23 protein-coding genes are annotated in these 24,950 nt (G+C 48.1%); 16 read left to right on the forward strand and 7 right to left on the reverse strand.

Annotated elements, in window-relative coordinates:
- The first annotated feature begins 11 nt into the window (after positions 1 to 11).
- The 6 genes from pepP to H5715_RS17770 are packed head-to-tail and all read left to right on the forward strand — an operon-like array spanning position 12 to position 7,353.
- Positions 12 to 1,343 carry a Xaa-Pro aminopeptidase gene (pepP, locus tag H5715_RS17745; protein WP_075184864.1) on the forward strand — a complete coding sequence of 444 codons (1,332 nt, stop codon included), beginning with the start codon at positions 12 to 14 and terminating at the stop codon, positions 1,341 to 1,343.
- On the forward strand, positions 1,344 to 2,645 hold the full coding sequence (gene ubiH / locus H5715_RS17750; RefSeq protein ID WP_075184865.1) for a 2-octaprenyl-6-methoxyphenyl hydroxylase: 1,302 nt from the start codon (positions 1,344 to 1,346) through the stop codon (positions 2,643 to 2,645).
- Complete coding sequence (locus H5715_RS17755) at positions 2,642 to 3,871, forward strand: UbiH/UbiF/VisC/COQ6 family ubiquinone biosynthesis hydroxylase (RefSeq protein ID WP_075184866.1); 1,230 nt, start codon at positions 2,642 to 2,644, stop codon at positions 3,869 to 3,871. Before ubiH ends, H5715_RS17755 begins: the two co-directional genes overlap by 4 nt.
- 12 nt (positions 3,872 to 3,883) lie before the next feature.
- On the forward strand, positions 3,884 to 5,152 hold the full coding sequence (locus H5715_RS17760) for a paraquat-inducible protein A (RefSeq protein WP_075184867.1): 1,269 nt from the start codon (positions 3,884 to 3,886) through the stop codon (positions 5,150 to 5,152).
- Positions 5,133 to 6,743 carry a PqiB family protein gene (locus H5715_RS17765; protein WP_075184868.1) on the forward strand — a complete coding sequence of 537 codons (1,611 nt, stop codon included), beginning with the start codon at positions 5,133 to 5,135 and terminating at the stop codon, positions 6,741 to 6,743. The genes H5715_RS17760 and H5715_RS17765 overlap by 20 nt, the downstream gene beginning before the upstream one ends.
- On the forward strand, positions 6,736 to 7,353 hold the full coding sequence (locus tag H5715_RS17770; protein WP_083607949.1) for a PqiC family protein: 618 nt from the start codon (positions 6,736 to 6,738) through the stop codon (positions 7,351 to 7,353). The genes H5715_RS17765 and H5715_RS17770 overlap by 8 nt, the downstream gene beginning before the upstream one ends.
- Positions 7,354 to 7,358: 5 nt before the next feature.
- On the opposite strand, the gene H5715_RS17775 is transcribed toward H5715_RS17770, so the two are convergent.
- On the reverse strand, positions 7,359 to 8,081 hold the full coding sequence (locus H5715_RS17775) for an acyltransferase (protein WP_075184869.1): 723 nt from the start codon (positions 8,079 to 8,081) through the stop codon (positions 7,359 to 7,361).
- Here H5715_RS17775 and H5715_RS17780 point away from each other — a divergent pair.
- Complete coding sequence (locus H5715_RS17780) at positions 8,074 to 8,727, forward strand: class I SAM-dependent methyltransferase (protein ID WP_075184870.1); 654 nt, start codon at positions 8,074 to 8,076, stop codon at positions 8,725 to 8,727. The genes H5715_RS17775 and H5715_RS17780 overlap by 8 nt on opposite strands.
- A gap of 579 nt (positions 8,728 to 9,306) precedes the next feature.
- On the opposite strand, the gene H5715_RS17785 is transcribed toward H5715_RS17780, so the two are convergent.
- A complete protein-coding gene (locus H5715_RS17785) occupies positions 9,307 to 9,867 on the reverse strand; it encodes a MarR family winged helix-turn-helix transcriptional regulator (protein WP_075184871.1) in 561 nt (186 codons plus the stop codon).
- 392 nt (positions 9,868 to 10,259) lie between these two features.
- On the opposite strand from H5715_RS17785, the gene ectA reads away from it, so the two are divergent.
- From ectA to H5715_RS20105, 5 genes are all read left to right on the forward strand, one after another.
- Entirely contained in the window at positions 10,260 to 10,778 is a 519-nt protein-coding gene (gene ectA / locus H5715_RS17790) for a diaminobutyrate acetyltransferase (RefSeq protein WP_221892316.1), read from the forward strand.
- Complete coding sequence (gene ectB / locus H5715_RS17795) at positions 10,775 to 12,067, forward strand: diaminobutyrate--2-oxoglutarate transaminase (protein WP_075184873.1); 1,293 nt, start codon at positions 10,775 to 10,777, stop codon at positions 12,065 to 12,067. The genes ectA and ectB overlap by 4 nt, the downstream gene beginning before the upstream one ends.
- A gap of 282 nt (positions 12,068 to 12,349) precedes the next feature.
- Entirely contained in the window at positions 12,350 to 12,754 is a 405-nt protein-coding gene (locus H5715_RS17800; protein ID WP_075184874.1) for an ectoine synthase, read from the forward strand.
- A gap of 270 nt (positions 12,755 to 13,024) precedes the next feature.
- Positions 13,025 to 14,431, forward strand: a complete 1,407-nt coding sequence (locus tag H5715_RS17805) for a sodium/proline symporter (RefSeq protein WP_075184876.1) — start codon at positions 13,025 to 13,027, stop codon at positions 14,429 to 14,431.
- A 1,337-nt stretch (positions 14,432 to 15,768) separates the two neighbouring features.
- Entirely contained in the window at positions 15,769 to 17,853 is a 2,085-nt protein-coding gene (locus H5715_RS20105) for a lytic polysaccharide monooxygenase (RefSeq protein ID WP_175574243.1), read from the forward strand.
- A 195-nt stretch (positions 17,854 to 18,048) separates the two neighbouring features.
- Here H5715_RS20105 and H5715_RS17815 read toward each other — a convergent pair whose 3' ends face one another.
- From H5715_RS17815 to H5715_RS20440, 5 genes are all read right to left on the reverse strand, one after another.
- Positions 18,049 to 19,077, reverse strand: a complete 1,029-nt coding sequence (locus tag H5715_RS17815) for a prenyltransferase/squalene oxidase repeat-containing protein (RefSeq protein ID WP_075184877.1) — start codon at positions 19,075 to 19,077, stop codon at positions 18,049 to 18,051.
- Positions 19,074 to 19,790: a class I SAM-dependent methyltransferase gene (locus tag H5715_RS17820; RefSeq protein WP_075184878.1), complete on the reverse strand. Its 717-nt coding sequence runs from the start codon at positions 19,788 to 19,790 to the stop codon at positions 19,074 to 19,076. Before H5715_RS17820 ends, H5715_RS17815 begins: the two co-directional genes overlap by 4 nt.
- Positions 19,784 to 21,064 carry a glycosyltransferase family 4 protein gene (locus tag H5715_RS17825; protein WP_075184879.1) on the reverse strand — a complete coding sequence of 427 codons (1,281 nt, stop codon included), beginning with the start codon at positions 21,062 to 21,064 and terminating at the stop codon, positions 19,784 to 19,786. Before H5715_RS17825 ends, H5715_RS17820 begins: the two co-directional genes overlap by 7 nt.
- A 71-nt stretch (positions 21,065 to 21,135) precedes the next feature.
- Positions 21,136 to 21,660 carry a thioredoxin family protein gene (locus H5715_RS17830; protein WP_075184880.1) on the reverse strand — a complete coding sequence of 175 codons (525 nt, stop codon included), beginning with the start codon at positions 21,658 to 21,660 and terminating at the stop codon, positions 21,136 to 21,138.
- A gap of 108 nt (positions 21,661 to 21,768) precedes the next feature.
- The gene (locus tag H5715_RS20440) at positions 21,769 to 21,900 is read right to left on the reverse strand and encodes a hypothetical protein (RefSeq protein ID WP_281388169.1); all 132 of its coding nucleotides are present in this window, start codon (positions 21,898 to 21,900) and stop codon (positions 21,769 to 21,771) included.
- A gap of 200 nt (positions 21,901 to 22,100) precedes the next feature.
- On the opposite strand from H5715_RS20440, the gene hisB reads away from it, so the two are divergent.
- From hisB to hisF, 4 genes are all read left to right on the forward strand, one after another.
- Positions 22,101 to 22,694, forward strand: a complete 594-nt coding sequence (hisB, locus tag H5715_RS17835) for an imidazoleglycerol-phosphate dehydratase HisB (RefSeq protein WP_075184881.1) — start codon at positions 22,101 to 22,103, stop codon at positions 22,692 to 22,694.
- Positions 22,695 to 22,755: 61 nt separating this feature from the next.
- Positions 22,756 to 23,433, forward strand: coding sequence for an imidazole glycerol phosphate synthase subunit HisH (gene hisH / locus H5715_RS17840; RefSeq protein ID WP_075184882.1), 678 nt, complete (start codon positions 22,756 to 22,758; stop codon positions 23,431 to 23,433).
- Positions 23,427 to 24,161: a 1-(5-phosphoribosyl)-5-[(5-phosphoribosylamino)methylideneamino]imidazole-4-carboxamide isomerase gene (gene hisA / locus H5715_RS17845; protein ID WP_075184883.1), complete on the forward strand. Its 735-nt coding sequence runs from the start codon at positions 23,427 to 23,429 to the stop codon at positions 24,159 to 24,161. Before hisH ends, hisA begins: the two co-directional genes overlap by 7 nt.
- Positions 24,162 to 24,167: 6 nt before the next feature.
- Positions 24,168 to 24,941 carry an imidazole glycerol phosphate synthase subunit HisF gene (hisF, locus tag H5715_RS17850; protein ID WP_075184884.1) on the forward strand — a complete coding sequence of 258 codons (774 nt, stop codon included), beginning with the start codon at positions 24,168 to 24,170 and terminating at the stop codon, positions 24,939 to 24,941.
- Positions 24,942 to 24,950: the final 9 nt, after the last annotated feature.

A 24,950-nucleotide genomic window follows, 5' to 3' on the forward strand; every position in this document is an offset into this window, starting at 1 on the left:
GATGGCATTTTATGAGTATTACCAAGCAAGAGTTTGCTCGCCGCCGTAAGGCTCTTATGGCGTTAATGGAGCCCAATAGCATTGCCATCCTGCCTGCGGCGAAAGAAAAATTACGCAGTCGGGATACCGATTACCCGTATCGTCAGGACAGCGATTTTTATTACTTAACCGGTTTTAGCGAGCCTGAGGCTGTGCTGGTCTTGGTGCCTGAGCGTGAGCACGGTGAGTATGTCTTATTCTGCAGGGAAAAAAACAAAGAAAAAGAAATCTGGGATGGTTATCGCGCGGGCCAGGAAGGTGCGTGCAAGCAATACGGTGCTGACGATGCCTTTCCTATTGATGATATCGACGATATTTTACCGGGTCTTATCGAAGGGCGAGAGCGTGTTTATTACGCGATGGGTAAAGATATGGACTTCGATCGCCATGTGATGGCATGGGTAAACCTGATTCGTGCGAAAGTGCGGGCGGGTGCAACACCGCCGGGTGAGTTTTTAGATCTTGATCACTTCCTTCACGATATGCGCTTGTATAAAAGTGCAGCCGAGGTTCGTTTAATGGAGACTGCCGGCGATATTTCATCGCGCGCGCATGTGCGCGCGATGAAAACCTGTGCGCCGGGACGATTTGAATACGAGCTGGAAGCAGAAATTCAATATGCCTGTACATTGGAAGGAGGTCGAAGACCCGCTTACAACAGTATTGTGGGAGGGGGCGATAATGCTTGCGTGCTACATTATGTTGAAAACAGTGCGAAGCTTAAAAACGGCGATCTTGTGTTAATCGATGCCGGTTGTGAATATGAATATTATGCCTCCGATATTACGCGCACATTTCCGGTGAACGGAAAATTCTCCCGCGAACAAAAAGCGATCTATAACCTGGTGCTAAACGCGCAAGCAGCGGCCATTGAAAAAGTTGTGCCCGGAAATCATTGGAACGAACCACACGATGCCTCTGTGAGAACTATTGTGGAAGGGTTGGTCCAGCTGGGGCTGCTCAAAGGTCGAGTCGAAAAACTTATCGAAAAGGAAAGTTACAAAGCATTTTACATGCACCGCATCGGCCACTGGTTGGGAATGGATGTTCACGATGTGGGCGACTACAAAGTGGGGGATGAATGGAGGGTCCTGGAGCCGGGTATGGTTATGACGGTAGAGCCGGGAATTTATGTTGCTAAAGATAATCGAAAAGTAGAAGCAAAATGGCGCGGAATTGGTGTGCGTATCGAGGATGATGTGGTGGTAACTAAAGACGGTTGTCGAGTGTTAACCGATGGCGCGCCCAAAACCGTTGCGGACATAGAAAAATTAATGGCCGGAAGGCGCAAAGCGCGGGCATAAATGAACGAATTGAAAGACGACGATAACAACCGAACTCAAGAGAGAAAGCAGACCGATATTGCTATTGTCGGCGGTGGCATGGTGGGCCTGTCCCAGGCGCTGCTATTGTCGCAGCAGCTGCCCAATATCAATATTGTTTTATTTGAATCCGTTGGCCTGCAGGCCAAGCCCGAATTACTGGAGCAGCCGAGTTTCGATGCGCGATCCTCTGCGTTGTCGGCGGCAACGGTAGCGTTGCTGCAATTGATTAATGTGTGGCCCGATATTGTAGAGCGCGCGCAGCCGATAAGTCGCGTGCATGTTAGTGATCGTGGCCATGTAGGTGCCACGGCGTTTTCCCAAGCAGAAAACGATAATCAGCCCTTGGGGTTCGTGGTGGAAAATCGTTGGTTTGGTTACCACTTGTGTCAGGCGGTGCTGAAAGCGCAGAACATCAGCGTGTTAGCGCCGACAAAAGTGGAATCCATTCGGCCCGTCAGTGCTGGTGCAGCGTTAAGTTATCGAAGCGGCTGCAATGCCGAGTTGAAAACACTAAAAGCGTCGCTTGTTATTGTGGGTGATGGTGCCGAGTCGCCTTTGCGTCAGCAGTTGGGTGTAGGCACAGATATTCACGATTACCAGCAGGCGGCGGTTATTACCAATCTGGAATTTGAGCAGCCTCATCAGGGGCAGGCGTTTGAGCGTTTTACTGAAGATGGCCCTTTGGCCGTTTTACCCTTACCCGATGAGAATACCCGCGCGAGTCGCAGGGCCGCTTTAGTTTGGATACGCCCTCTCCCGCAGCTTGAGGAAACCCTGCAATGGTCTGATACCGACTTTATTCAGCACATTCAGCACACGTTTGGTTATCGGCTGGGCTCCTGCTTACGTGTAGGTGAGCGCCATAGCTATCCGTTAAAAATGGTCTTTGCCAGGGAGCAGGTGCGCTCATCGATCGTGTTGATTGGGAATGCAGCGCACTCTCTACATCCAGTTGCCGGGCAGGGTTTTAATTTGGCGATACGCGACTGTGCGCAGCTAACCGCCGTGCTGGTGCAAGCCAATCAAAAAGGCAAAGACCTGGGTGATATATCCGTGCTTAAGCGGTATTTGGCTGCGCAGGAAAATGATCAGGCCCTTACCGCTGGAATCGGCCACGGTTTTGTGTGGATTTTTTCTCAGCATAATAAAGCCGTGCAGCTGGGGCGTAATTTGGGCTTATTGGCCATGGAGTTGTGGCCGGCGGCTCGAAAGGAATTTTTCTCGCAAATGATGGGGCGAACAGTGCCAAAAGTAAAATTGCGGGCAGCAGGTTCCATATGAGTGATCAACACTACGATCTGGTTATTGTCGGTGGGGGTATGGTTGGCGCCCTGCTGGCTGCGAGCATTGCGCAACACTCTGCCACGGCTCATTTAAATATTGCTGTTATCGAAGCGCGCGCCGAGCCGGAATTTTTTTCGGGTGAGCAGTTCGATCCGAGAGTGGTTGCCCTGTCGAGAAAGTCTAAAGGTCTATTGGATAGCTTGGGGGTGTGGGGAGCGATTCGGGAAGCAAGAGCTTGTGCCTATGGTGCGATGGAAATCTGGGATGCAGAGGGCACCGGCAATATTCAATTTTATGCGAGCGACGTGCATGAGGCGAGCCTCGGCCACATTATCGAAAATAGTGTCGTTGTTAATGTTTTGCGGGAGTATTTAAGAACTCAATCGTCCGTCACACTACTGGATGGTTGGCGTGTAACCCATTTTGAGCATGCTGAGAACAAAAATACGTTAAGCATTTGTCACAAAACCGAAAGTAGTGCAACGCTCTCGTGTGATTTGGTTATTGCCGCCGATGGCGCTCATTCTGAATTACGTGAAATGGCTGGTCTGAAAACGCGCGAGTGGGACTATGGACACACCGCTATTGTGACAACTGTTTGCACCGAGAAGCCGCATGAGTATTGTTGCTGGCAGCGTTTTAGTCAGCAGGGCCCCATCGCTTTTTTGCCTATGCAAGTTGACTCTGTTCCCCCTGCATCGGCACATCACAGTTCGTTGGTGTGGTCGGTTAAAACCGGGATTGCCGAAGAGTTGATGGCCCTGGAGGACGCCAAATTTTGTCAGCGCCTGGGGCGGGCATTCGAATATCGCCTGGGCGCGGTCGAGCATACGGCGAAGCGCTTTGCAATTCCGCTGCGACAGCGACATGCCGTTGATTACATTTGCCCGGGTTTGGCATTAATCGGTGATGCCGCTCATACCATCCACCCTCTCGCCGGGCAGGGTGCAAACCTGGGGTTTTATGATGTACAGGCGCTGGCAGATGAAATTGTACGTGCTTGTCAGCGCAATATTCCTTTAAGCGAAGACTCGATTCTGCGTCGTTTTCAGCGCGCTCGTAAAAGCCACAATTTGTCGGCGATGTTATTGATGGAAGGTTTCAAACGATTGTTCAGTACGGATGATCCCGCAATCCGTTGGGCGAGAAACGTAGGTATGTCACTGGTAAATAAGCAGGCATTATTAAAACGGCAGCTAGCAAAGCTTGCTAGTGGTGCATAAGGGCTAAGGTAAATGGAACAGGCCGACACTACAATGCCGAAATCTCATGCGCAACACCGCGACTGGCTGATGTGTCATGACTGTGGTGAATTGCAAAAAATTGTTGCCATTTCGCCAGACAACGAGATGGTGTGTTTTAACTGCAATGCGGTGTTACACAGTGGCGAAGCGCGTCGGTTGGAGTGGGCCTCGGCGCTGGCGGTTACAGCGCTAATTTTGTTTGTTTTAAGTAACGCGCTACCGTTCATTACGTTGGAAATTGGTTCGCAAAGCCAAACCGCGACTATTTTGGATGGATTTTGGGCGCTGCTGGATAGAAACCAGTGGATACTCGCCGGCATGGTGATTACCACCATTTTTTTGTTTCCGTTAATTGAGATATTGGCCTTTCTCTACCTACTTTTGCCCTACAGTTATAACAGGCATCTAAGGGGGCAAACGGCTGTTTTGCGCTGGTTGGTAAGAGCGCAAACCTGGAGCATGCTTGAGATATTTATGCTTAGTACCGTTGTCGCTTCGGTAAAGTTGGCGGACATGACTGTGCTGCGGCTGGAGGCGGGTGCCTATGCTTTCTTTCTGTTGGTGGGCGTACTAATACTCGCCTATGTGAAATTAAATCGCCGCCTCTTGTGGGGTTGGATTAACACCAATAACTATTTTTCCACATACGAAAACGAAACTGTTTTTGACTGCAAAATATGCCAGGCAATGGTGGGTGAAAGTGTTATTGAAAAAACACACGAATGCCCGCGTTGCCGGTCGGAACTACACAAGCGTATACCTCACAGCCTGGAAAAAACAACCGCATTGGTACTGGCTTCAGCTCTTTTATATATCCCAGCCAATATATTGCCCATTATGACCTACACCTCGCTCGGAATTACTGAAACCGATACCATATTTTCCGGCGTGGTGGAATTGCTGGCGGAGGGGCTGTGGGGTGTAGCCTTAGTGGTGTTTGTGGCCAGTATCCTTGTGCCGATAACTAAGCTGGTTATACTCACTTACTTGCTTTGGTCCGTTAAAGTGGGGATGCGACGAGGCGCGAAACACCGCGCTTTTCTCTACCGTTTAATGGAAGTGGTTGGCCGCTGGTCCATGGTGGATGTCTTTGTTGTTACCCTGCTGGTTTCTCTGGTGCAGTTTGGCTTTATTTACACGGTAGAGCCTGAATCTGCCATTATCGCTTTCGGTGCGGTAGTTATTTTAACGATGGTCGCTGCTGAAACTTTCGATGCACGATTAATTTGGGATGTGTTGGATGAAAAGAAGCCTCAATAACGCCGTTACCCAGAAAGTAGGCAGTATTTCACCTGTATGGATCGTTCCAGCGGTAGCCCTGCTTATTGCACTTTGGCTAGCTGTGCAGGCGCAGATGGAAAAAGGAACCACTATTGAAATCACCTTCGACGATGCGACCGATATTATCGCCGGTCAAACGCAACTGAAGCTTAACGAAGTGAAGGTGGGTTTGGTGCAGTCCGTAAAACTGTCCCGCGATTTAAAACATGTTCGAGTAACTGCGGAGCTGGATCGAGATGTGGCGCCGCACCTGAGTGAAAATTCACGTTTCTGGATGGTGACACCGAGAATCAGTGCCGCGGGCGTTTCGAACTTAGGCACGTTAATTTCCGGGGTATATATTGTGATGGACCCAGGGGCAAAGGGAGGTTATCAAACGGAATTTGTTGGCTTAAATGAGCCGCCCGCATTTGAATCCGATGAAGCTGGGTCGCAATACGTCTTACAGGCGGAGGAGCTAGGTTCGCTGGATATTGGCTCGCCGGTCTATTTTCGACAAATTCGCGTGGGAGAGGTCACCGGTTATAAGTTGTCGGGCAGTATGGATTATGTCGACATCCATTTTTTTATTCGGGCGCCCTATAACGAAATTGTTCAAACGCGAAGCCGCTTTTGGAATGTCAGCGGTTTTGGAGTGTCTATAAATGCCGATGGTATGAAGGCTCGCATGGAATCCCTTGCCTCTCTTGTGAGTGGGGGCGTGGCCTTTGATAATGCTGCGGGCTTCGAAAATATACAGTTGGCCGAATCGGGGCATCGCTTCCATTTGTATTCCGATCGTGAATCTGTGCTGGAAGGGCGTTTCAGTATTAAATATTACTACCGTTTGAAGTTCAGCGGTACCGTACGGGGTTTAACCGTCGGTGCGCCGGTGGAGTTTCGCGGTATTAAAATTGGTGAAGTGGTTGATGTTGAATTGGACAGTGCAGAAAATGTTGGCGAAAGCCTGCATGTATTTATAGCCATGGAGCCAGAACGACTGCAGTCCGGGGGCTCGCCTTCGCGAGAGGATGTGGATAACCGAATGGAGCGAATGGTGGAGCAGGGTTTGCGCGCGCAAATGAAAACAGCGAGTATTATCACGGGCTCAAAATTTATCGACTTGGCTTTTGTTGATGAAGAGGAGCCGGTGGCCTTTATCCGAGCTGAAAATTATTCAGAGATACCGACTGTCAGGGATACGATTGATCAGGTGGGCGAGCAAGCCTCAGATGTCTTGGCAAAAATCAGCCAAATCCCTTTCGATAAAATTGGCCATGAACTGGTCGGTAGTCTCGAGAGCCTGAATTCATTACTTACAACGCTGGAAGAGCGCAATACGGCGACCAAGCTCGATAATACTATTAGTAATTTGGAGGAGACCATGGCAACTGCCAATGGAGCCTTGCAGCAAATGACTGTAGCGATGATAAGTATCGACCAGGCCATTGCTCCGGATTCAGAATTGAAATACGAGCTTACCGAAATGGCGAAATCACTCAGCGATGCCGCACGTTCACTTGAGCTGTTTATCAATGAATTAAATCGTCACCCCAATGCATTGATTTCAGGGAAGCCAAAAGATGAGTAAGTATCTACCCTTCTCGTTTAAACACCTATTATTCGCTGCTACCCTTTCGTTTTTATTGACGGGGTGCGTTTCCAGTGGGAAGCAAACGCAGTACTACTCATTGTTTCCGGTAAAGTTTGATGCAGGAGCAGCAACTTACGCACTGAGCAGTGAGGATTTCAGTTTAGGGGTTGGTCCGGTTTCATTGCCGGAATTTATGGATAACCCTTCTATCGTAAGCCTTACGTACACGCAACAGATTCGAATATCTCGCCACCATGCTTGGGCGGGAGATCTAAAGGCCAGTGTTATACGGGTAATAAGCTCCAATTTGAGTCAACGCCTTAATCACGAAAAAATCCAATCTTTTCCCTGGGATACGCGTATTCGACCCAAGTATCAGTTGAGAATTAATTTGGAGGATTTCAGTGGTATTCCCGGAGGTGATGTGAACCTTGTCGCGAGCTGGGTATTAATGGATACCCAAAAGAATCGAGAAGTGATGGTTGGTAGAGAGAGGATAAATTTGTCTAGTGTTAACGATAGTGTAGATAGCTATGTGGAAGCTTTAAATCTGTTGATCAATAAATTTACTGCTGTTTTAGCGCAAAAAATAGCGGTAAATCTATAATATATTTAGTCTCTTTTGTTGGGGGATGAGCAGATTCTTAGCCAGTGAAGGATGGAATTGTTCTGGCAGAAAATATCTTCTAGGGCGTCCTGTTTTTTCCAATAGCCTTCTGTATTTTCAAATAAAAATTCGCGTTTAAGAATTTTTCTTTTAGGGTTTAATGTTTTTACGACTTTAGCAGGGTTGCCTGCGGCAATAACATTGGCTGGGACATTATTAACCACAACTGCGCCAGCTCCTATAATAGAATTCTCACCGATCGTTACGCCTTTTCCAATAATTGCACGCAACCCAACCCAGACATTATTTTTTAACTCTACGGATTCGGTGCAGCGAAAAGGGCGTATTCGGTTATAGCTTCCGTGCCAATCACTATCTGAAATATAGACGTCTGCTGCGAGCATGCAGTTTGTGCCAATTTTAATTGATCTGGCCGAGGCGATATTTACGCCGGGAGAGATCAGACAGTAGTCACCAATATCGATATGCCCACGCTGCTGTTTGCTTCGCCAGCAGGTTAATGTTACCGGTTGGTGGCAGTTGCTGATAATATGCAAAAAATTTCCCGCTACAATATCGCTACCGGTAATTTGGAGTGTTCGGGGTTTGTTGATGGCGAGGGAATGGCCCAGTTTGTCAAACTGCGGGCGAATCTTTCGTTCGATATACCAGCGGTTTAGTGTTCTTTGTAGCCGCCTAATAATAGCTGGAGTATGATTCTTGCGCACCGAATATTTCCCAAGTCCCGCTGAGTTTTTTCAGCATCATAGCATTAAAGGTTTTCTTGCCGAGATTGAGGGTAATACTCTTTTCCAGGCTGCCCTAAGGGCCGCGGGTATTGGCCCTTGCCTGGAGATTGGCAGCTACTGCGGTAAATCGACGGTCTATCTTGGTCTTGCATGTCAGCAAACAGGTAATACGCTGTATGCGGTGGATCACCATCGTGGTTCGGAAGAGCACCAGATGGGCGAAGAGTATCACGATATTGATTTATTCGATGCTTCCGTCAACAAAATGGATAGCTTTCCGCGCTTTCGTCACACTCTAAATTTGGCGTTGCTAAATGAAACTGTCGTGCCGGTCGTGGCAAGCTCTGCCGTTACCGTACGCCACTGGAAAACGCCTTTGGGCATGGTGTTTATCGATGGCGGCCACAGTGATGAAATGGCCATAAACGACTGTTTGCGCTGGAGTGAAAAAATTGCCGTGGGTGGTTTAATAGCTATTCACGATATTTTCGAAAAGCCGGAAAATGGAGGGCAAGGCCCGTATCTGGGGATGCAGGCCGTGCTGAATAGAGGCGGCTTTGAGTTGATTGACCGAGTTGAATCTTTAGCGATATTGAAGCGGCGCGATAATCTGGTGGAAGAATAAATCGCGTACACCAATGCTGGCCGAAGGTGCTCAAGTTTTACCGGCCAGAGTAACTATTATATTGGTAGACGGCGTTTACTTCGGATTGTGCTATTCGTATTTAGCTTGAAATATGTCTTGGGGTTAGGGGGTAGATCTACTGATTTCACTTGCCAGTTATTCGTCAGTTTTATGTATCGTTGCACGCAAAATCAGCGTTTGAAAAGTTGTCCTAATGACGAAGGGAGAACGCATGGGCGATATTGTTCAGTCTAGGCCTGTTTTCGGTGTTGCAGTTCTTGCTAATGAGAGCGTTTTGGCCTCTCGCGAAATATATCTGAACTTGATCGGAGGATTCCTCGCCTTCTATTGCTTGCGTGATCGTAAGCTTTTTAAAACTCTCTTCTGACGCAACCGCTCTTAAGTAAGGGAATAGTCAGTAGCAATTCAATTATCGATAGAGACGGTTCTATTTTTACGCCCGCTATTTTTTTTGCGCAGTGATTGAGGGTATTAATATTGAGGGTATTAATATCGCAAGTTACTCAAAAATTGTGGAGTCTGATTTTCCTTCAATAATTGAATGCCGCTGAGAATTCTTTACTTTGTTTCCTGTTTTTCTGGGAAGGGATCAAGCTTTTCGATGGTTGTACTTTGGCGATCCAGTATACCGATATCGAGTACGGGAGCTGCGTCAATATGTTGCGCGTCCATCATTTGGGCGACGCGTTGAAGTGCCGAGATGATCATGGTCTGCTCCCATTTTTGCAGGTCTCCGAATCGACGGGAGAAGTGCTCTTGGAGAGGGATTGGCGCTTCTTTTAGTATTTCGGCGGCATGGTGGGTAAGGTAGGCGTGTACTTTTCGCTTGTCTTCTTTTGAGCGCACGCGATAAACCAGCTCGCGTTTTTCGAGTCGATCAAGGATGGTGGTAACGGTGGCCTGGCTGAGGCTTATTTCATTGGCAAGCTCGCCAATAGTCACTTCACCTTTGTCTCGAATGGTTTGCAGCAGCAGGATTTGAGGCGCGGTGAGCCCTGTGGTCTTGGCTAAGTGTTTGGAGTGTAAGTCGGTGGCTCTAATTACGCGCCTCAGGGCCACTAGTACTTCTTCAATGCTATTCAAAAGTGCTTCTCTATAATAGTGATCTAAAAAATGCATTATATCTTGGGGTTCGTTGATCAAGCCCAGGCATACTCTGCGTGTACGCCAAGCTAGTCATGCGCCACTTATGCCGTTCGATAGGTACTTCCTGAGCCAATAGCGCTCACCCCGCAAGACGGTATCACATTATCCCATACGTTAAGAATCCCTTCGGGCTTAGCTGATGAGCCTAGTACAGGTATTGATTCCCTTCGTTCGGTCTTTGCTGTTGGTACTTAGAGCCTAGAGATAAAATTTTCTTTAGTGTACTATATTTAGTACTCAAAATATCTTTTTGGTTGTTCGGTTGTAGAAAAACATGTTTTTGCTAGTTTTGGTAAGAAATATTATTCCTAGTCACCCAATTATCCTTAGAGAGCTAATCAATATACTCATAAATGGGGGACTCTTTGCCTTCTTCTCAAAATATTAAGTTTAGAATACCTGTGCTTGAAGACGGTATGTCCGTATTCCGGTTGATCCAACGCTGTCCACCGCTCGATACCAACTCCAGTTACTGTAATTTGCTCCAGTGTGGACACTTCTCAAGCACTTCGGTGGCGGCTGATCTGGATGGTGAGCTGGTCGGGTTTATATCGGGATACCTAGTGCCAGAGCGCCCGGGCATTCTGTTTATCTGGCAAGTAGCCGTTGACGAACGCGCTCGCGGGCTTGGGTTGGTGTCTCAGATGTTGGCGCATATGCTGAATCGCTCGTCTTGCCGGGGTATCCGTCATCTAGAGACAACCATTACTAAAGATAATAAGCCTTCATGGGGGCTTTTTAAAAGCTTAGCTAAGCGGTTGGGCGCCGATATTCAGTCTTCTAGTTGGCTAGACAAGCAAGCGCATTTTGACGGTCAGCATGACTCGGAATCGCTGGTTCGTATCGGCCCCTTCAACCTTGGCCAGACAAGAGACTTATTATGAAAATTTTTGATGAAATCGAATCGGAAGTGCAAAGCTATGCCCGCTCATTCCCACGTGTTTTTAATCGCGCCAAGGGTGAGTTTATGTGGGATGAAGAGGGACAGCAGTATTTGGACTTTCTAGCTGGTGCGGGAACCCTAAATTATGGCCACAACAACCCGCTTTTTAAAGACACACTCCTGAAGTACATTGAAAACGATGGTATTACCCACGGTTTGGATATGCATACCAGAGCCAAGGGCGAATTCTTACAAGCCTTTAGCGACAAAATCCTCAAACCTAGGGATATGGAGTATGTCGTGCAGTTTACCGGACCAACAGGTACCAATGCCGTGGAAGCGGCCATGAAAATTGCCCGTAATGTGACGGGGCAGCAGAATATTGTGACGTTTACGAATGGCTTTCATGGGGTAAGCTTGGGTTCTCTGGCGGCAACAGGAAATTCTCACCACAGAGATGCAGCCGGTGTCAGCCTAACCGGCACCCACCGCATGCCTTACGACGGGTATTTGGGAGATAACATCGACACCACGGAATACCTCGATAAGGTGCTCTCGGATTCTAGCAGTGGGATTAACTCTCCTGCGGCGGTGATCGTTGAGACCGTTCAAGGTGAAGGCGGCATTAATGCGGCCAGTATTGAATGGCTGCAAAATCTTCAAACCGTATGCCGAAAGCACAAAATTCTATTGATCGTCGATGACATTCAGGCCGGTTGTGGTCGTACCGGCGACTTTTTCAGCTTTGAAGAGGCGGGAATCGAACCGGATATTATTACCTTATCGAAATCGCTTGGTGGTTACGGCTTACCTTTTGCAGTAGTTCTTATGAAGCCGGAGTTAGATCAGTGGAAGCCGGGCGAACATAACGGCACCTTCCGGGGCAACAACCTCGCCTTTGTCACCGCCAAAGCGGCGATCGAACATTATTGGTCGGATGATCACTTCTCGGCAGAGATTAAGCGTAAGGGGCGATATATTTCAGATCGTCTGGAAGGCATCGTCCGGCAATATGGCGAAGGCAATTTTACCGCCAAGGGGCGTGGTATGTTTCAGGGCATCAATTGTGTTAACGGAGAAATTGCCGGAAAAATTACCAGCAAAGCTTTCAAAAATGGGCTCCTTATCGAAACCAGTGGGGCGGATGATCACATAGTTAAATTTTTGTGCCCATTGGTTGTTACCGATGAAAACCTCAAAAAAGGTATCGATATCGTTGAAGACGCTATTCGGGAGCTATGTGCCAAAGAAGATATTCCTGAGGAAAGCGTTTATTTTGAAGGAGATTAAGTTTTAACCGGTAGAAAATATGGGCTTCAACTCCGTGTTTGGGCTGGTGAAAAGGCGTTATCATCTTTTTAAGCTTATGGTCAGCCATTAACTTTTATGTGTGTTAGGGGAAGGTACACTTCGAGTGGTGCCTTGTACGGAATGTTAAACCCGGCGACCAATTCAATAGACCGCTTGACGCGCTTGCAACGCAGGTAGTTTTCAACTGCCTGCTAGCTATGTTTAGTCAAACTACTGAAAGCTAGTGAACAACCATAAAAAATCGCAAAATAAGGCAATGCAATGATCGTACGTAATCTACCCGAAGCCAACCAATCCGATCGAAGAATTGTATCTCCCGATGGCAACTGGGAAAGCACACGGTTGCTTCTCAAGGAAGATCAAATGGGTTTCTCTTTTCACATCACAACCATCTACGATGGTGCTGACTTTCAAATGCATTATCAAAACCATTTGGAGTCGGTTTATTGCATCTCTGGTGAAGGTGAGGTGGAAACACTGGCCGATGGGAAGAAATATCCTATCAAACCGGGGACGGTTTACATCTTAGATAAGCACGACAAGCACGTACTTCGCGCCTTTAAGGAAATGACCATGGCTTGTGTTTTTAATCCACCGCTTAATGGTAAGGAAGTTCACAATGCCGAAGGCGCTTATGAGTTAGATGCAGAAGCCATTACACCGTAATTGTTTAATTGTGAGTGATGAGTCTATTGATAGCGATAGCGGTAGAAATCTTTCAGCTGTTGAAAATGTCTATCCTTTACTGAAGAGCCAAAGTACGCCACGGGTCAAACGAGATGGGCCCGTGGCTTACCCCCTTAAAGGCAGCAAACGGCTTGTTGATATTTCTTGCTTCCGGTCGCTTGAGTCGTTATTCGATATATCGTTCCATACAATCGCCACTGAATTCCCCACCCGCACTGCCGGAAACATTCTGCTTATTGGAACCCCCTGATGGTTTATTCTTTTATTGGTTTTTTACTGTGTTTCACTTTTATTGGATTGGCATCCGCTTGGCGCAGTCGCGGCACGAAAGAAGATTATTACCTTGCCAGTGGCAATGTGCGCCCCTGGTTAGTGGGCTTGTCGGCAGTAGCGACCAACAACAGCGGTTATATGTTTATCGGTGTTATAGGTTATACCTACACGACTGGCTTGGCTTCGATCTGGCTTATGATTGGATGGATAGCGGGTGACTTTTTGGCATCCCTATACGTACACAGACGTTTGAGGCAAGCGACTGAAAATAGTTCTGAGGTTAGCTATGCGGGTGTGCTGGGCAATTGGTATGGGCAAAAATTTACGACGCTTCAGCGTCTGATCGGATTGATATCCCTATTTTTTTTGTTGACCTATGCGGCTGCGCAGCTCGTCGCAGGCGGTAAGGCTTTGCATGTCCTACTAGACTGGCCGCTGTGGTCTGGGGCGGTTGCCGGTGCGATTTTGGTGAGCCTCTATTGTTTTGCCGGAGGAATCCGCGCCTCGATCTGGACCGATGCCGCCCAGTCCATTGTTATGATCGTCGCAATGGGAACACTTCTGGCTGTTGCAGTATTGAATCTGGGCGGTGTTTCTAACGCCATCGTAGAGATGCGGGCCGTAGAAGGATTTATGGACTGGCTGCCAAAAAACTTGGTATTCCCGGGGGTACTGGGTGGCAGCTTATTTATTGTGAGTTGGTTGTTTGCCGGTTTATCCGTGATTGGACAGCCCCACATAATGGTGCGGTTTATGACCTTAAATAATTCCGCGAATATGCGCCAGGCAAAATCGTGGTATTACCTGTGGTTCACGCTCTTCTACTGCCTGGCCACAGGTGTGGGCCTGCTTTCTCGCGTTTATTTATCGGATGCCGGGGCGTTCGATGCGGAATTGGCTTTACCGACTATGGCGCAGCAGTTACTGCCCTCCGCTCTTGTCGGGTTGATTCTTGCTGGAATTTTTGCCGGAACTATGTCAACCGCCGATTCTCTGGTGCTCAGCTGTTCTGCGGCGATTACGCACGATATTCTGCCTCATAAAATCGAACGCACCTGGCTGTTAAAACTGACGACGGTATTCATTACCGGTGTCGCCCTTTTGTTGGCTCTGTCGAACAACCAAAGCGTATTTAGTATGGTTATTATGGCATGGTCGGGATTGGCGAGTGCCTTCGCGCCTTTGCTACTATTTATGTGTTTGGGTAAGCAGCCATCTCAGACCGCAGGTATTATCGCCATGCTCGCGGGGTTTACGGTTGCGCTCGTGTGGCGCCTGCTCGGCATGCACGAGATGGTTTACGAAGGCTTGCCCGGAATTTTAATTGGCCTAATGATATTGTATTTTTACAATTTGTTACCTGGGGCCAGCAACGAACGCTAAACTTCCCTTTTTTACGCGCCCTTCGGGGTCTTCAAGCTTTCCCAATCTCCGCGCATAAAATTCAGTATCCAAAAATTCGTAACCAAACACCTCCCTCCATCTTTCGGTGGTAGGGTTCTTTGGTTCGAAGGAAATCGCATTCAAAAAAGTTTTGGGGGAATATAACCTGTTATAGGTGAAAGCGACGAAGAAAAAATATTCCAACTGCCCAGGCAGGCCTGTTCAGTTAAAACTAGCCATCTAGCGAAAAATAACTGGGGCTATAGTCTAAATGGAAATCTCTCGAGGAAAAGTTAGAAATAAATTCCCCTTCGGCGTTAGATTCTTTCAAGTATTGCTTAGGAATTAATTCGGCTGCAAGCTCCGTTGTTGCGATCGTTTGTACACATTTGTAGCTGTTGATGGTAGCCAAGAAAAAACCTTGCCCACTGAAAAGTTGGCGAGGACAGTGTGTGAATGATTGTTTTGGGTTTTTCAATGAAAACCTAAAGCGGCTAACGTGTGGCTGTTCGCGTAAATAACAAAATTTTTTAATATATTGAAGAAAAATGAGTTGGACTAATTAAGGCGTAAATATGCGATTAGATTAGTCTAATTATGATAAAAATATTTATGGTCAGGCGCCATTTGTTTTGTATTCAAGTCGTGATCTTTCCCTCTTTTTACCGTGTGGAGCTTTGTTTTCCTGTTACAAGCTGTGAGTGAATTTTAGGTGGGTTACCTGCGGCGCTTAATTTTTGGTGTCGGTGTGGTGAGTAAGTTTATCGAAAATGTGTGTAGCCGCTTGAGGGTATTCGATGTCGAAAATTAAATACACACAAATAGAAGGGCCTATGTGGTGTTATATTACTCCTCTGAATTGTTTTTATTCCTTTGTGATTGTTTGAAGTAGAAAATAACCCACTATAGCCGCACCACAAATATGGTTATTAGGTTTTTCGCTTCCGTTTCATGATGAATTTGGCAAAATTAGTTTAAAATTCGTTGTGAACGCGACGTTTGACAAGATAGAATCGTTCGGGCATAGAAATGTAAGTGCCAACCTGTTTGGCCCGAAAAAATAATAATAATGTTCTTGGATAATTAATTTTACTCTTTCACTTTACACGCTTTTGTGTGCGTTAGTTTTTGTGCACGTGTGTAACAGGTTGAGTGTCGTAATAATTGCTGTACTTATAGAGATGTAAAAAAACCGTTTTCGCATTTCAAAAGGAACAGTGCCATCTTGTCCCCTCTTTTTGTTCATGTGTTTTTCTTGCGAGCCCCTTGTTTTTTTAGCTTATGTATCTGTGCGTCAAAAGTTTGGTGTTTTTGTCTTTAATAAGGAAGATATAATAATGAAATTAAAAAATATGTTTAGCTCCGGTGTTGGTGCTGTACTTGTAATAAGCTCGGGGTTGGCCTTCAGTCATGGTTTTGTCGATAGCCCAGGTGCGCGAAATTATTTTTGTGGCGCCGTAACTAAGCCGGATGAAATTGAAGCAGGTACAGCAGAATATCCTGCGTGTGGGGATGCGTTTGTTAACGACTGGAACGGCGCTTACCAATTTATGAGTGTGTTAAATCACCATGAAGGCCGCAAGGTGGAAGGCCCTGTGACCACCAATGTTTGTAGTTTCGATTCGGAAAATTGGGACGGTGCCCGAACACCTTGGGATGAGCCTATTGATTGGCCGACTAATGATATTAGTGCCGGGCCTATGGAGTTTGCCTGGGATATTAGTTACGGTCCCCATTTTGATGATACCGCCGATTTCCGCTACTGGATTACCAAGCCTGGTTTTCAGTACCAGGTGGGCGAAGATCTCGCTTGGAGCGATTTTGAAGATCAGCCTTTTTGTGATTTAGATTACGACCACGCTAACCAATCGGCGTACCCCAATGTTCGAGCTGATACCAGTACTATTCACTTCTATACCACTTGTAATGTTCCTTCCCGCGCTGGCCGGCATGTGATCTATGCTGAATGGGGGCGCAATGAGCATACCTATGAGCGTTTCCATGGTTGTATCGATGTAAGCTTCGGTGGCAATTCCTCTGCTAGCTCAAGTTCTTCCAGTAGTTCACAGAGTTCCTCTAGTAGCAGCTCAAGCTCTTCTAGTAGTAGTTCTTCCAGCAGTACTTCATCGTCAAGTACAGGCGGCGCCTGTGAGGAAATGTGTAAGTGGTACCAGGATGACCCTCGTCCACTCTGTCAGAACCAGGACAGCGGTTGGGGTTGGGAAAGCAATCAGAGCTGTATTGGCCGCACAACCTGCGATAGTCAATCTGGAAGTGGTGGCGTAATTTGTGTGGGTGGAACCATATCGAGCAGTTCTTCGGTAAGTTCCAGTTCGTCCAGCAGTAGTTCATCCAGTAGCAACTCTAGTTCGTCTTCGTCTAGCAGCAGTTCGTCCAGCAGCTTAAGCTCTTCCAGTTCGGTCAGTAGTTCAAGCTCTTCTGTTAGCAGTAGCTCATCAAGCGTCTCAAGTAGCAGTTCTTCCAGTAGCTCTACCTCTGCGGGAGGCATGAACTTTAGCGACGGCTTTGAAGGCGACTCGGTTGGTCAGCAACCTTCATCTTGGAATAATTTTATTGGTTGGAGCTACAACAATAGCAATAACAACTCCGGTAATGGCCAGTCTGCATTGGTATCGGATGTTCGCGCATATTCTGGCAGTAAATCGGTTCACTTTCGCGCGGGTGCTTCACCGGCCCAGATCGTGCGTGACTTGCCTGCTGGCGTCAGTACGCTCTATATGAAGGCGCAGGTGTATATGAGCAAGCAATTGGGTAACGAGCCTGGAGATAACCACGAACATATCTTTGCGGTGAAAGCTACGCCGGATGCCAATGATGAAATCCGTTTCGGCCAGATTAAAGGGACCATCGGTACCAACGAAGTGCCCTCCGACAACATTGCGCCGACTATGGATCAGTGGGAAAGTGGCTACGAAATGCCGGCCAATACCTGGAATTGTGTGGTACTGGAGCTGCGTGCAGATATGGCCTACGACAGCCTCTATGCCTACATCAATAACCAGCAGGTACATGCTATCGATTCCGGCAGCGACTGGAACAATGGTGCCTTAGATAGCAATTGGATGAGCGGCAAGTTCAATTATGTTGCGTTCGGTTTCCATAGCTTTAGCAATAACGATGCGGATGTTTGGATGGACGATATTGAGTATTCCGACCAGCCCGTAGAGTGTGGTTCCGGAACTGGTTCAAGTAGTTCTTCCAGCAGTTCCAGTTCTATCAGCTCTAGCTCTTCAAGTTCCAGCAGTTCTTCATCTAGTTCCTCCAGCAGCTCTAGTGCCACAAATGGTGGAATGTGTAGCTGGTATGGTTGGAATGTACCACTCTGTCAGAACCAGACTTCTGGTTGGGGCAACGAAAACAGCCAAAGTTGTGTTGGTCAAGTGACATGTGATTCTCAGTAATTACAGGTAAAGACCACGTAGAGGGCCAGCATTTTTGCTGGCCTTTGTTGTGTTTACAGGGGCAGGATAACAGCGCACTACAAGTCGCCTTATTGGAGGTAAAATTTGGGGGATACCGGTTGGCGTTTTTTTAGCCATCAACAAAAGGGGATTTCATTTATTGGCAAGCCGAAAATAATAGCGCTTCCAGATGGTTTAGTTTGTATGAAGAGTAGTCCTTGAAGTAAATAACCCCGAAGCTTCTGTAATACCGTAGAGCGCGTCTGCTGCCAATAACATGGCCGCCGCTGTCCAGCTGGTTTTTTCCTGAGGCCAGATGGCTTTATCGCGGAAGCTATAGCCGGTCCAATATCCGCAGTCACTGTCTTGCCATTGGGCGAGCCATTTAAAGATTGTTTCGGCTTTCGCTCCCTCGCCCGCAGCAGCGCAGGCCATTACCAATTCGCAGGATTCTGCAACCGTAATCCAGGGTTCGTCACTGACACAGCGGCAACCGAGACTATCTTCCACAAATTCGTGCCAGCGCTTTTGCAATCGAAGTTTGGCTTCGCTTTGAGAGTAGATTCCGGCAAGTATGGGATAAAACCAATCCATTGAGTAGCGGGCTTTGCTTTCCCAGGTGCGGTCAAAACGCCAGGGTCTATTTAACAGGGCATCGGCAAGTTTGTGGTAGGCCGTTTGCCATTGGGGTTTGGGTCGTTTTAACGTGTTGGCGATATTAATGCCGCATTCAAGGCTGCGAAGAATGGATGAGCAGGCGGTAATCAGCGCATCTTTGGGTAAGTTTTCGTTTTTGGATGTGGCCCACTGAATATCCCCTTCGGGGTTTTGGTGTTTGAGTACGTAGGCAATGGCTTTTTCTGCCATGAAAAAATATTCGTTTAAAAACTCCCTGTCGCCCGTGATTAAAAAATAGTGCCACAGGCCTGTTACTGGGTAGGCGACGAAATTGGTTTCGATTTTTGCGCTGTTATCTAGGCTAAAGTAGTTCGCCTGCCAGCTGCCATTTTCCGCCTGGTGTTTACGAAGCCAGCGGTAAGCGCGCTTGGCATTGCTAAGGTCGCCAATAATGGATAGAGCCATAGCAGCCTCTGTGTGATCCCACGGGTCGAGCTTGCCACTATCAAACCAGCGAATCGCTCCGTCATCCTGCTGGCAGCTGCGGAGAAAACTGTGGATGAGTGGAATATTGATTGGCAGCGTTGTTATGCTTGGTTGTGTCATGGTTTTTTTGTGAAATAGAGTACTAGGCTTTTTCCCATAACCGGGTTCAGCCATTTGTCCAGAGTTTGCGTTAGCCAGGGTTTGTTGAATAAATCCCAAACCAGTAGCCGATGATAGAGTCTTACCGGTAAAAATGTCTCTCCTTGCTTCCAAAATAAGCAGCGCAGCCACCAGTAGGGAACGTGTAGGGCGTGGGACCAATGTTTACTGTATAGCTGATAACCGTTGGCCGCAATTTTTTGCTGCAGGCGTTTGCCATTAAAGATACGAATATGTCCGCCTTCGACTTGATGGTAGCGTTTTTCTAATAGCCAGCAAATTTTTTCTGGCCAAAAGCGGGGAACGCTAACGCAAAGGTGGCCGCCGGGTTTTAGTACCCGGTTAATTTCGCTTAGCATCTGTTCATAGTCGTGGATATGCTCCAGTACTTCAGAGCAAATAATATGGTCAAAGCTGTGATCGCGAAAGGGCAGCTGTAATCCATTGCTGTTAATAAACGTCGCTGTGGCGCGGACGCTATGTGTTGCCAGCTCGCTCAGTCGTCGGTTCGCGGTATGTAAATCGGAAAAATTTAAATCGACGCCCAGCAGGGAAATCGTTTGGGTGTGCTGTAAAAAAAACAGGCCAAGCGTGTGTCTACCCTCTCCGCAGCCGAGGTCAAGTAAGCTGTCGCCGGCTCTAACGGGGAGTTTTTCTGGGTGTAGGGTTAGCATGCTTTGTTGGCCAATATATGGTTGTAATAGCTCGTCATTTGTTCGGCAACACGGTTCCAGCAAAAGTGCTTAAGCACGCGTTCGCGTGCGCGATTTGCCAGCGTTTGGCGGAGTTGCTCGTTGGTCAGCAATTGCAGCACGGCCTCTGCGAGCGCTTGCGCGTCTCCGGCTTTAACGATAATACCTGCGTTGCCAACGACTTCTGGCAGGGCGCCTCCGTCCGAGCTAACAACCGGCAAACCGCAGGCCATGGCTTCGCCTGCGGGTAGGCCAAAGCCCTCATATAGTGAGGGGCAGAGCGCGATGGTCGCTTTGTTGTATTCAGTGACCAGTTCTTCGGTGCTTATATTTGAACGAAAAGAAATATGTTCTTGCAGTTTCAATTGCCGGATTAATCTTTCTGCTGCGCCGTTTTCCTTCAATTTGCCAATAATTCGCAGGTGGATTTTGGGGTGTTGGCCCATTATTTGAGACAGAGCGGTTAGCAATACTGTAAGCCCTTTTACGGGTTGATCTGATGATGCTGTGGTAATCAACCGCAGCGGGTGTTTTTGAGTGTGCGTTGGTTTAAAAATATCGGTATCAATGCCATTTGGGATTAGATGAATATTGTGGGTGCGTTTAAAACAGCGGCCAATATCCGTGGCTGAGGATGTTGATACCGTGGTCACATATTTTAGTTGGGAGGCGACTTTTTCCTGCATATTTAAAAAGCTGTACCAACGCCGGACAAACCAACGGTACTGCCAGCTAGGTGCTGCCGCGAGTGCGGATTCCCGGTCGCGGTGAATGGGGTGGTGGATGGTGCTGATAACCTTGTGCCCACGCTTTTGTAAGTCAATCAGCCCGTATGCGAGGCTTTGATTGTCGTGAATAATATCGTAATCGCTATTGGCAAGCCGTTTGGCGACGCGGCGGCCAAAGGTATAGGGCTCGCCAAAGCCGCCCGTCAGCATGGTCCACCATTCCCAGGTGTCGCTAAAGGAGCACAGGTGGCGAAAGCGTAGAGCGGTGGTGTGATTTTTTTCCGCGTATAAATCCAGGCTGGGGACTTTAAATAGTGTTACGCCTTCGGGCACATCGGGGTAGGGCGGCCCGGAATAAATATGAACACTGTGGCCCAGGCGAGCGAGGGCTGAGCTGAGGTATTTCAGGTAAATTCCCTGGCCGCCAACAAAAGGTGCGCTGCGATAACCCAATAAGGCGATTTTTAACGGTTTCGCATCGGAGGGGGTGAGCTCTGTTGTCTGCAGAGGGCGTTCGGCGGCGGTCATAGGGATGGTCTTATTGTTTGGAAAGCCGAAGGATGGCAAAAGCACCGCCGAGGAGCAAGGACAAAAAACTGCTATGAAGGTTTGTTGTTCGGAGCCGTCAGTTTTTGGTTTAACAGTTCTTTAAAGGCTTCAGGGTCGAAAGTCAGCGGAAGTTTGTGTGATTCTTCGCCGGAGCTATCGAGAATAAGCAGAGTAGGAAAGCCCTTTACACCGTATTTCTCCTGTACTCGCTGACCTTCTTCGGATTCAAATTCTATGCGAGTGAATACAAAATTTTCTTCGATGGCTTGCTGTACGCTCGGAACCGCCAGTACCTGATTGTCGAGCTTGCGGCAGCTGGGGCACCAGATGGCAGAAATGTCAGCGAGTACAGGCTTGCCGGATAGTTTGGCTTTGGCCAGGGCCTGTTCCAGGGTAAGCCGCTCGAGCGTTACCTTTTCCAGTGCTCGTTCACCGAGGTAGGTTTGGATCTGTACATGGCCAAAGTAGAAGGCTGCGAGGATACTGCCGTAGATCAGTAACGTACGCCAGCCGTCGAACGACTTTTTTACGGGCGCCTCGGAGGCATTCTGTGGCTCGGTAGGGCGGGCGGGCATTGGCGACTCCAGTAACAGCTCAATAACGAAATGGTAGCGGTGGTCGCTACTTGTTGCGAGTTTGACTGTTTTGCCGGGGGTAGGTTCAGAGACTGCTTGGTTACAACCCTAGTGTTCGTCCCCGTGGTCGATGCGAGGGTCCAGAAAACCCAGAATAGCGCTCGCAACCAGTACAATAACGACAATTAACCCCGTACTGCCTATCAAGGCATAGCCGCCTACCATTACTACTTCATTCATAACCTGCGCTCCATTTTGGTGACTGTTTTGAGCCCTGTTGAGTCAGCATATAAGCATTCATCGCGTGAATGATTGATATGGGTCAAGTCGGAAGGGTTCCTTAGCTTGGGGTCTAATTCAGATAAATGCTCGGGGAACTGGCTCTTCGCCAACCACAAACGATATAATTCACGCCTCGATCAACCCCCCAGGATTCCCCGATGAGTGATAGAACAGCCGCGGTCAACCGCGATACGCTGGAAACCCAGATTTCCGTAGCCATTAACCTTGATGGCGACGGAAAAGCCGCATTCGATACGGGTGTTCCCTTTCTAGAGCACATGATGGATCAGATTGCCCGCCACGGCTTGATTGATATGGATGTGAATTGCAAGGGTGATACCGAAATCGACGATCATCACAGTGTTGAAGATATTGGCATTACGCTGGGTAAAGCAATGTACCAGGCCGTGGGTGACAAGCGAGGTATTCGCCGATATGGCCATGCCTATGTGCCGCTGGACGAGGCGCTTTCACGCGTGGTTATCGACTTTTCTGGCCGGCCGGGGCTGACTATGAATGTACCATTTACCCAAAAGCGCATTGGCAGTTTCGATACAGAGCTGTTCTGGGAGTTTTTCCAGGGCTTTGTTAATCATGCCCAGGTTACCTTGCATATTGATTGTCTGCGCGGCAGTAACGCCCACCATCAGATCGAAACCGTGTTTAAGGCCTTTGGTCGAGCATTGCGAATGGCTTTAGAGGTCGATCCCCGCCTCGGCAATGCTATGCCGTCAACCAAAGGTACGCTCTAGGGGCTATTGCCACGGGCAACCTGTTTGCCCGTGAACACTCATCACAACGAATGAAACGTTTATGAACCGCAAACAAGTGGCCGTAATTGATTATGGCATGGGGAATCTCCACTCCGTTGCCAGCGCCCTAAAGCATGTTGGGCCTAATATTGATGTTGCAGTAACCAGCGATAATGAAATAATCGCTAATGCTGATCATGTGATATTTCCCGGTGTTGGCGCTATCCGCGACTGTATGGCCGAGATTCGCCGTCAGCAGGTCGATACCGCCGTTAATGAAGTGATTGCCTCTGGTAAACCGTTGCTCGCCATCTGTGTTGGCTTGCAAGCGCTGATGGATTTTTCAGAAGAAAATGACGGCGTCGATTGTCTGGGCCTCTTTCCTGGCAAGGTGAAATTTTTCTCCGGCAATGAAAATTTCAATGCTGCTCACGATGAGGGTTCCCCCTCCGGAGAGCGATTAAAAGTACCACACATGGGTTGGAATACCGTTTCGCAGAAAATTCCGCACCCTCTGTGGCACAACATTGAAAATGGTGGCCGCTTTTATTTTGTGCACAGCTATTATGTGGAGTCGGAAGACCCTTCAATTGTTGCTGGTGGCTGTCATTACGGTATAGATTTCACTGCGGCAATTGCGCACAACAATGTGTTTGCAGCGCAATTTCACCCAGAAAAAAGCCATACCAATGGCTTGCAACTTTTAGAGAATTTTTTAAATTGGGATGGCAAATGTTAATTATTCCTGCAATCGATTTGAAGGACGGCCAGTGCGTACGTTTGCGTCAGGGGCTGATGGACGATACCACGGTATTTGGCAGTGACCCGGTCGCTTTCGCTCGCCAGTGGGTAGAAAAGGGCGCGCGGCGCTTGCATCTTGTGGATCTGAATGGCGCTTTTGCCGGCGAGCCGGTTAACGGTGAAGTGGTTACCGCCATTGCTAAAGCCTTTCCCGATCTCCCCATTCAAATTGGGGGCGGTATTCGCTCGGCAGAGACCATTCAGTACTATCTTGATGCTGGTGTAAATTATGTGATTCTCGGTACCAAAGCCGTTAAGGAACCCGAGTTTGTTGCTGAAATGTGCAAGCAGTTTCCTGGCCATATTATTGTAGGCCTGGATGCAAAAAATGGTTATGTGGCGACTGATGGTTGGGCCGAGGTGTCCGAGATTAAAGCCACTGATCTGGCGAGACAATTTGCCAATGTTGGTGTGAGTGAAATTGTGTACACCGATATCGCTCGCGATGGCATGATGCAGGGGGTGAATGTTGAAGCGACTGTCGCGATGGCAGAGGCCTCAAATATTCCGGTAATCGCCTCCGGTGGTATTACCAATATGGATGATATTCGCGCGCTGGTGGCAACCGGTTGCTCCGGTATTTCTGCTGCAATTACAGGTAGAGCTATTTACGAAGGTATGCTCGATATTGTCGAAGCGCAAGCCTATTGCGATCAACAGGGGTAAACGGTTATGGCTCTGGCAAAACGAATTATTCCGTGTCTGGATGTCGATAAAGGTCGTGTCGTAAAGGGTGTGCAATTTGTCGATATTCGTGATGCGGGTGACCCGGTGGAGGTAGCAAAAAAATATAATCAGCAGGGCGCTGATGAAATTACTTTTCTGGATATTACCGCCAGCCACGAAGCGCGGGATACAACCGTGCATACCGTCGAAAAAATCGCCGCAGAGGTGTTTATCCCCTTAACTGTTGGTGGTGGTATTCGCGAGCTGAGCGATATTCGCAATATGTTGAATGCCGGAGCAGATAAAGTCAGTATTAACTCTGCTGCGGTTAATCATCCCGAATTTGTTAAGGCGGCGGCCGATAAATTTGGTGCGCAGTGTATTGTGGTTGCGATTGATGCAAAACGAGTGAGTGCTGAAGGTGAGCCGTTGCGCTGGGAAATTTTCACCCACGGTGGTCGCAAACCGACCGGTATTGATGCTGTTGAGTGGGCCGTGCGTATGACTGAATATGGCGCAGGTGAAATTCTGTTGACCAGTATGGACAGAGATGGAACCAAAGACGGTTTTGATCTGGGTGTTACTCGCGCAATCAGCGACGCTGTACCCGTACCGGTTATTGCCTCGGGTGGTGTTGGTAATTTGCAGCACTTGGTTGATGGTATTGTTCAGGGGGCTGCGGATGCCGTGTTAGCTGCGAGCATTTTTCACTTCGGTGAATATTCTGTACCGGAAGCTAAAGCGTATATGCGCGATAAAGGCATTGAAGTTCGGTTATAGACTGCTGAG

This window comes from Teredinibacter haidensis (assembly GCF_014211975.1).
In the GTDB taxonomy this organism is placed as follows: domain Bacteria; phylum Pseudomonadota; class Gammaproteobacteria; order Pseudomonadales; family Cellvibrionaceae; genus Teredinibacter; species Teredinibacter haidensis.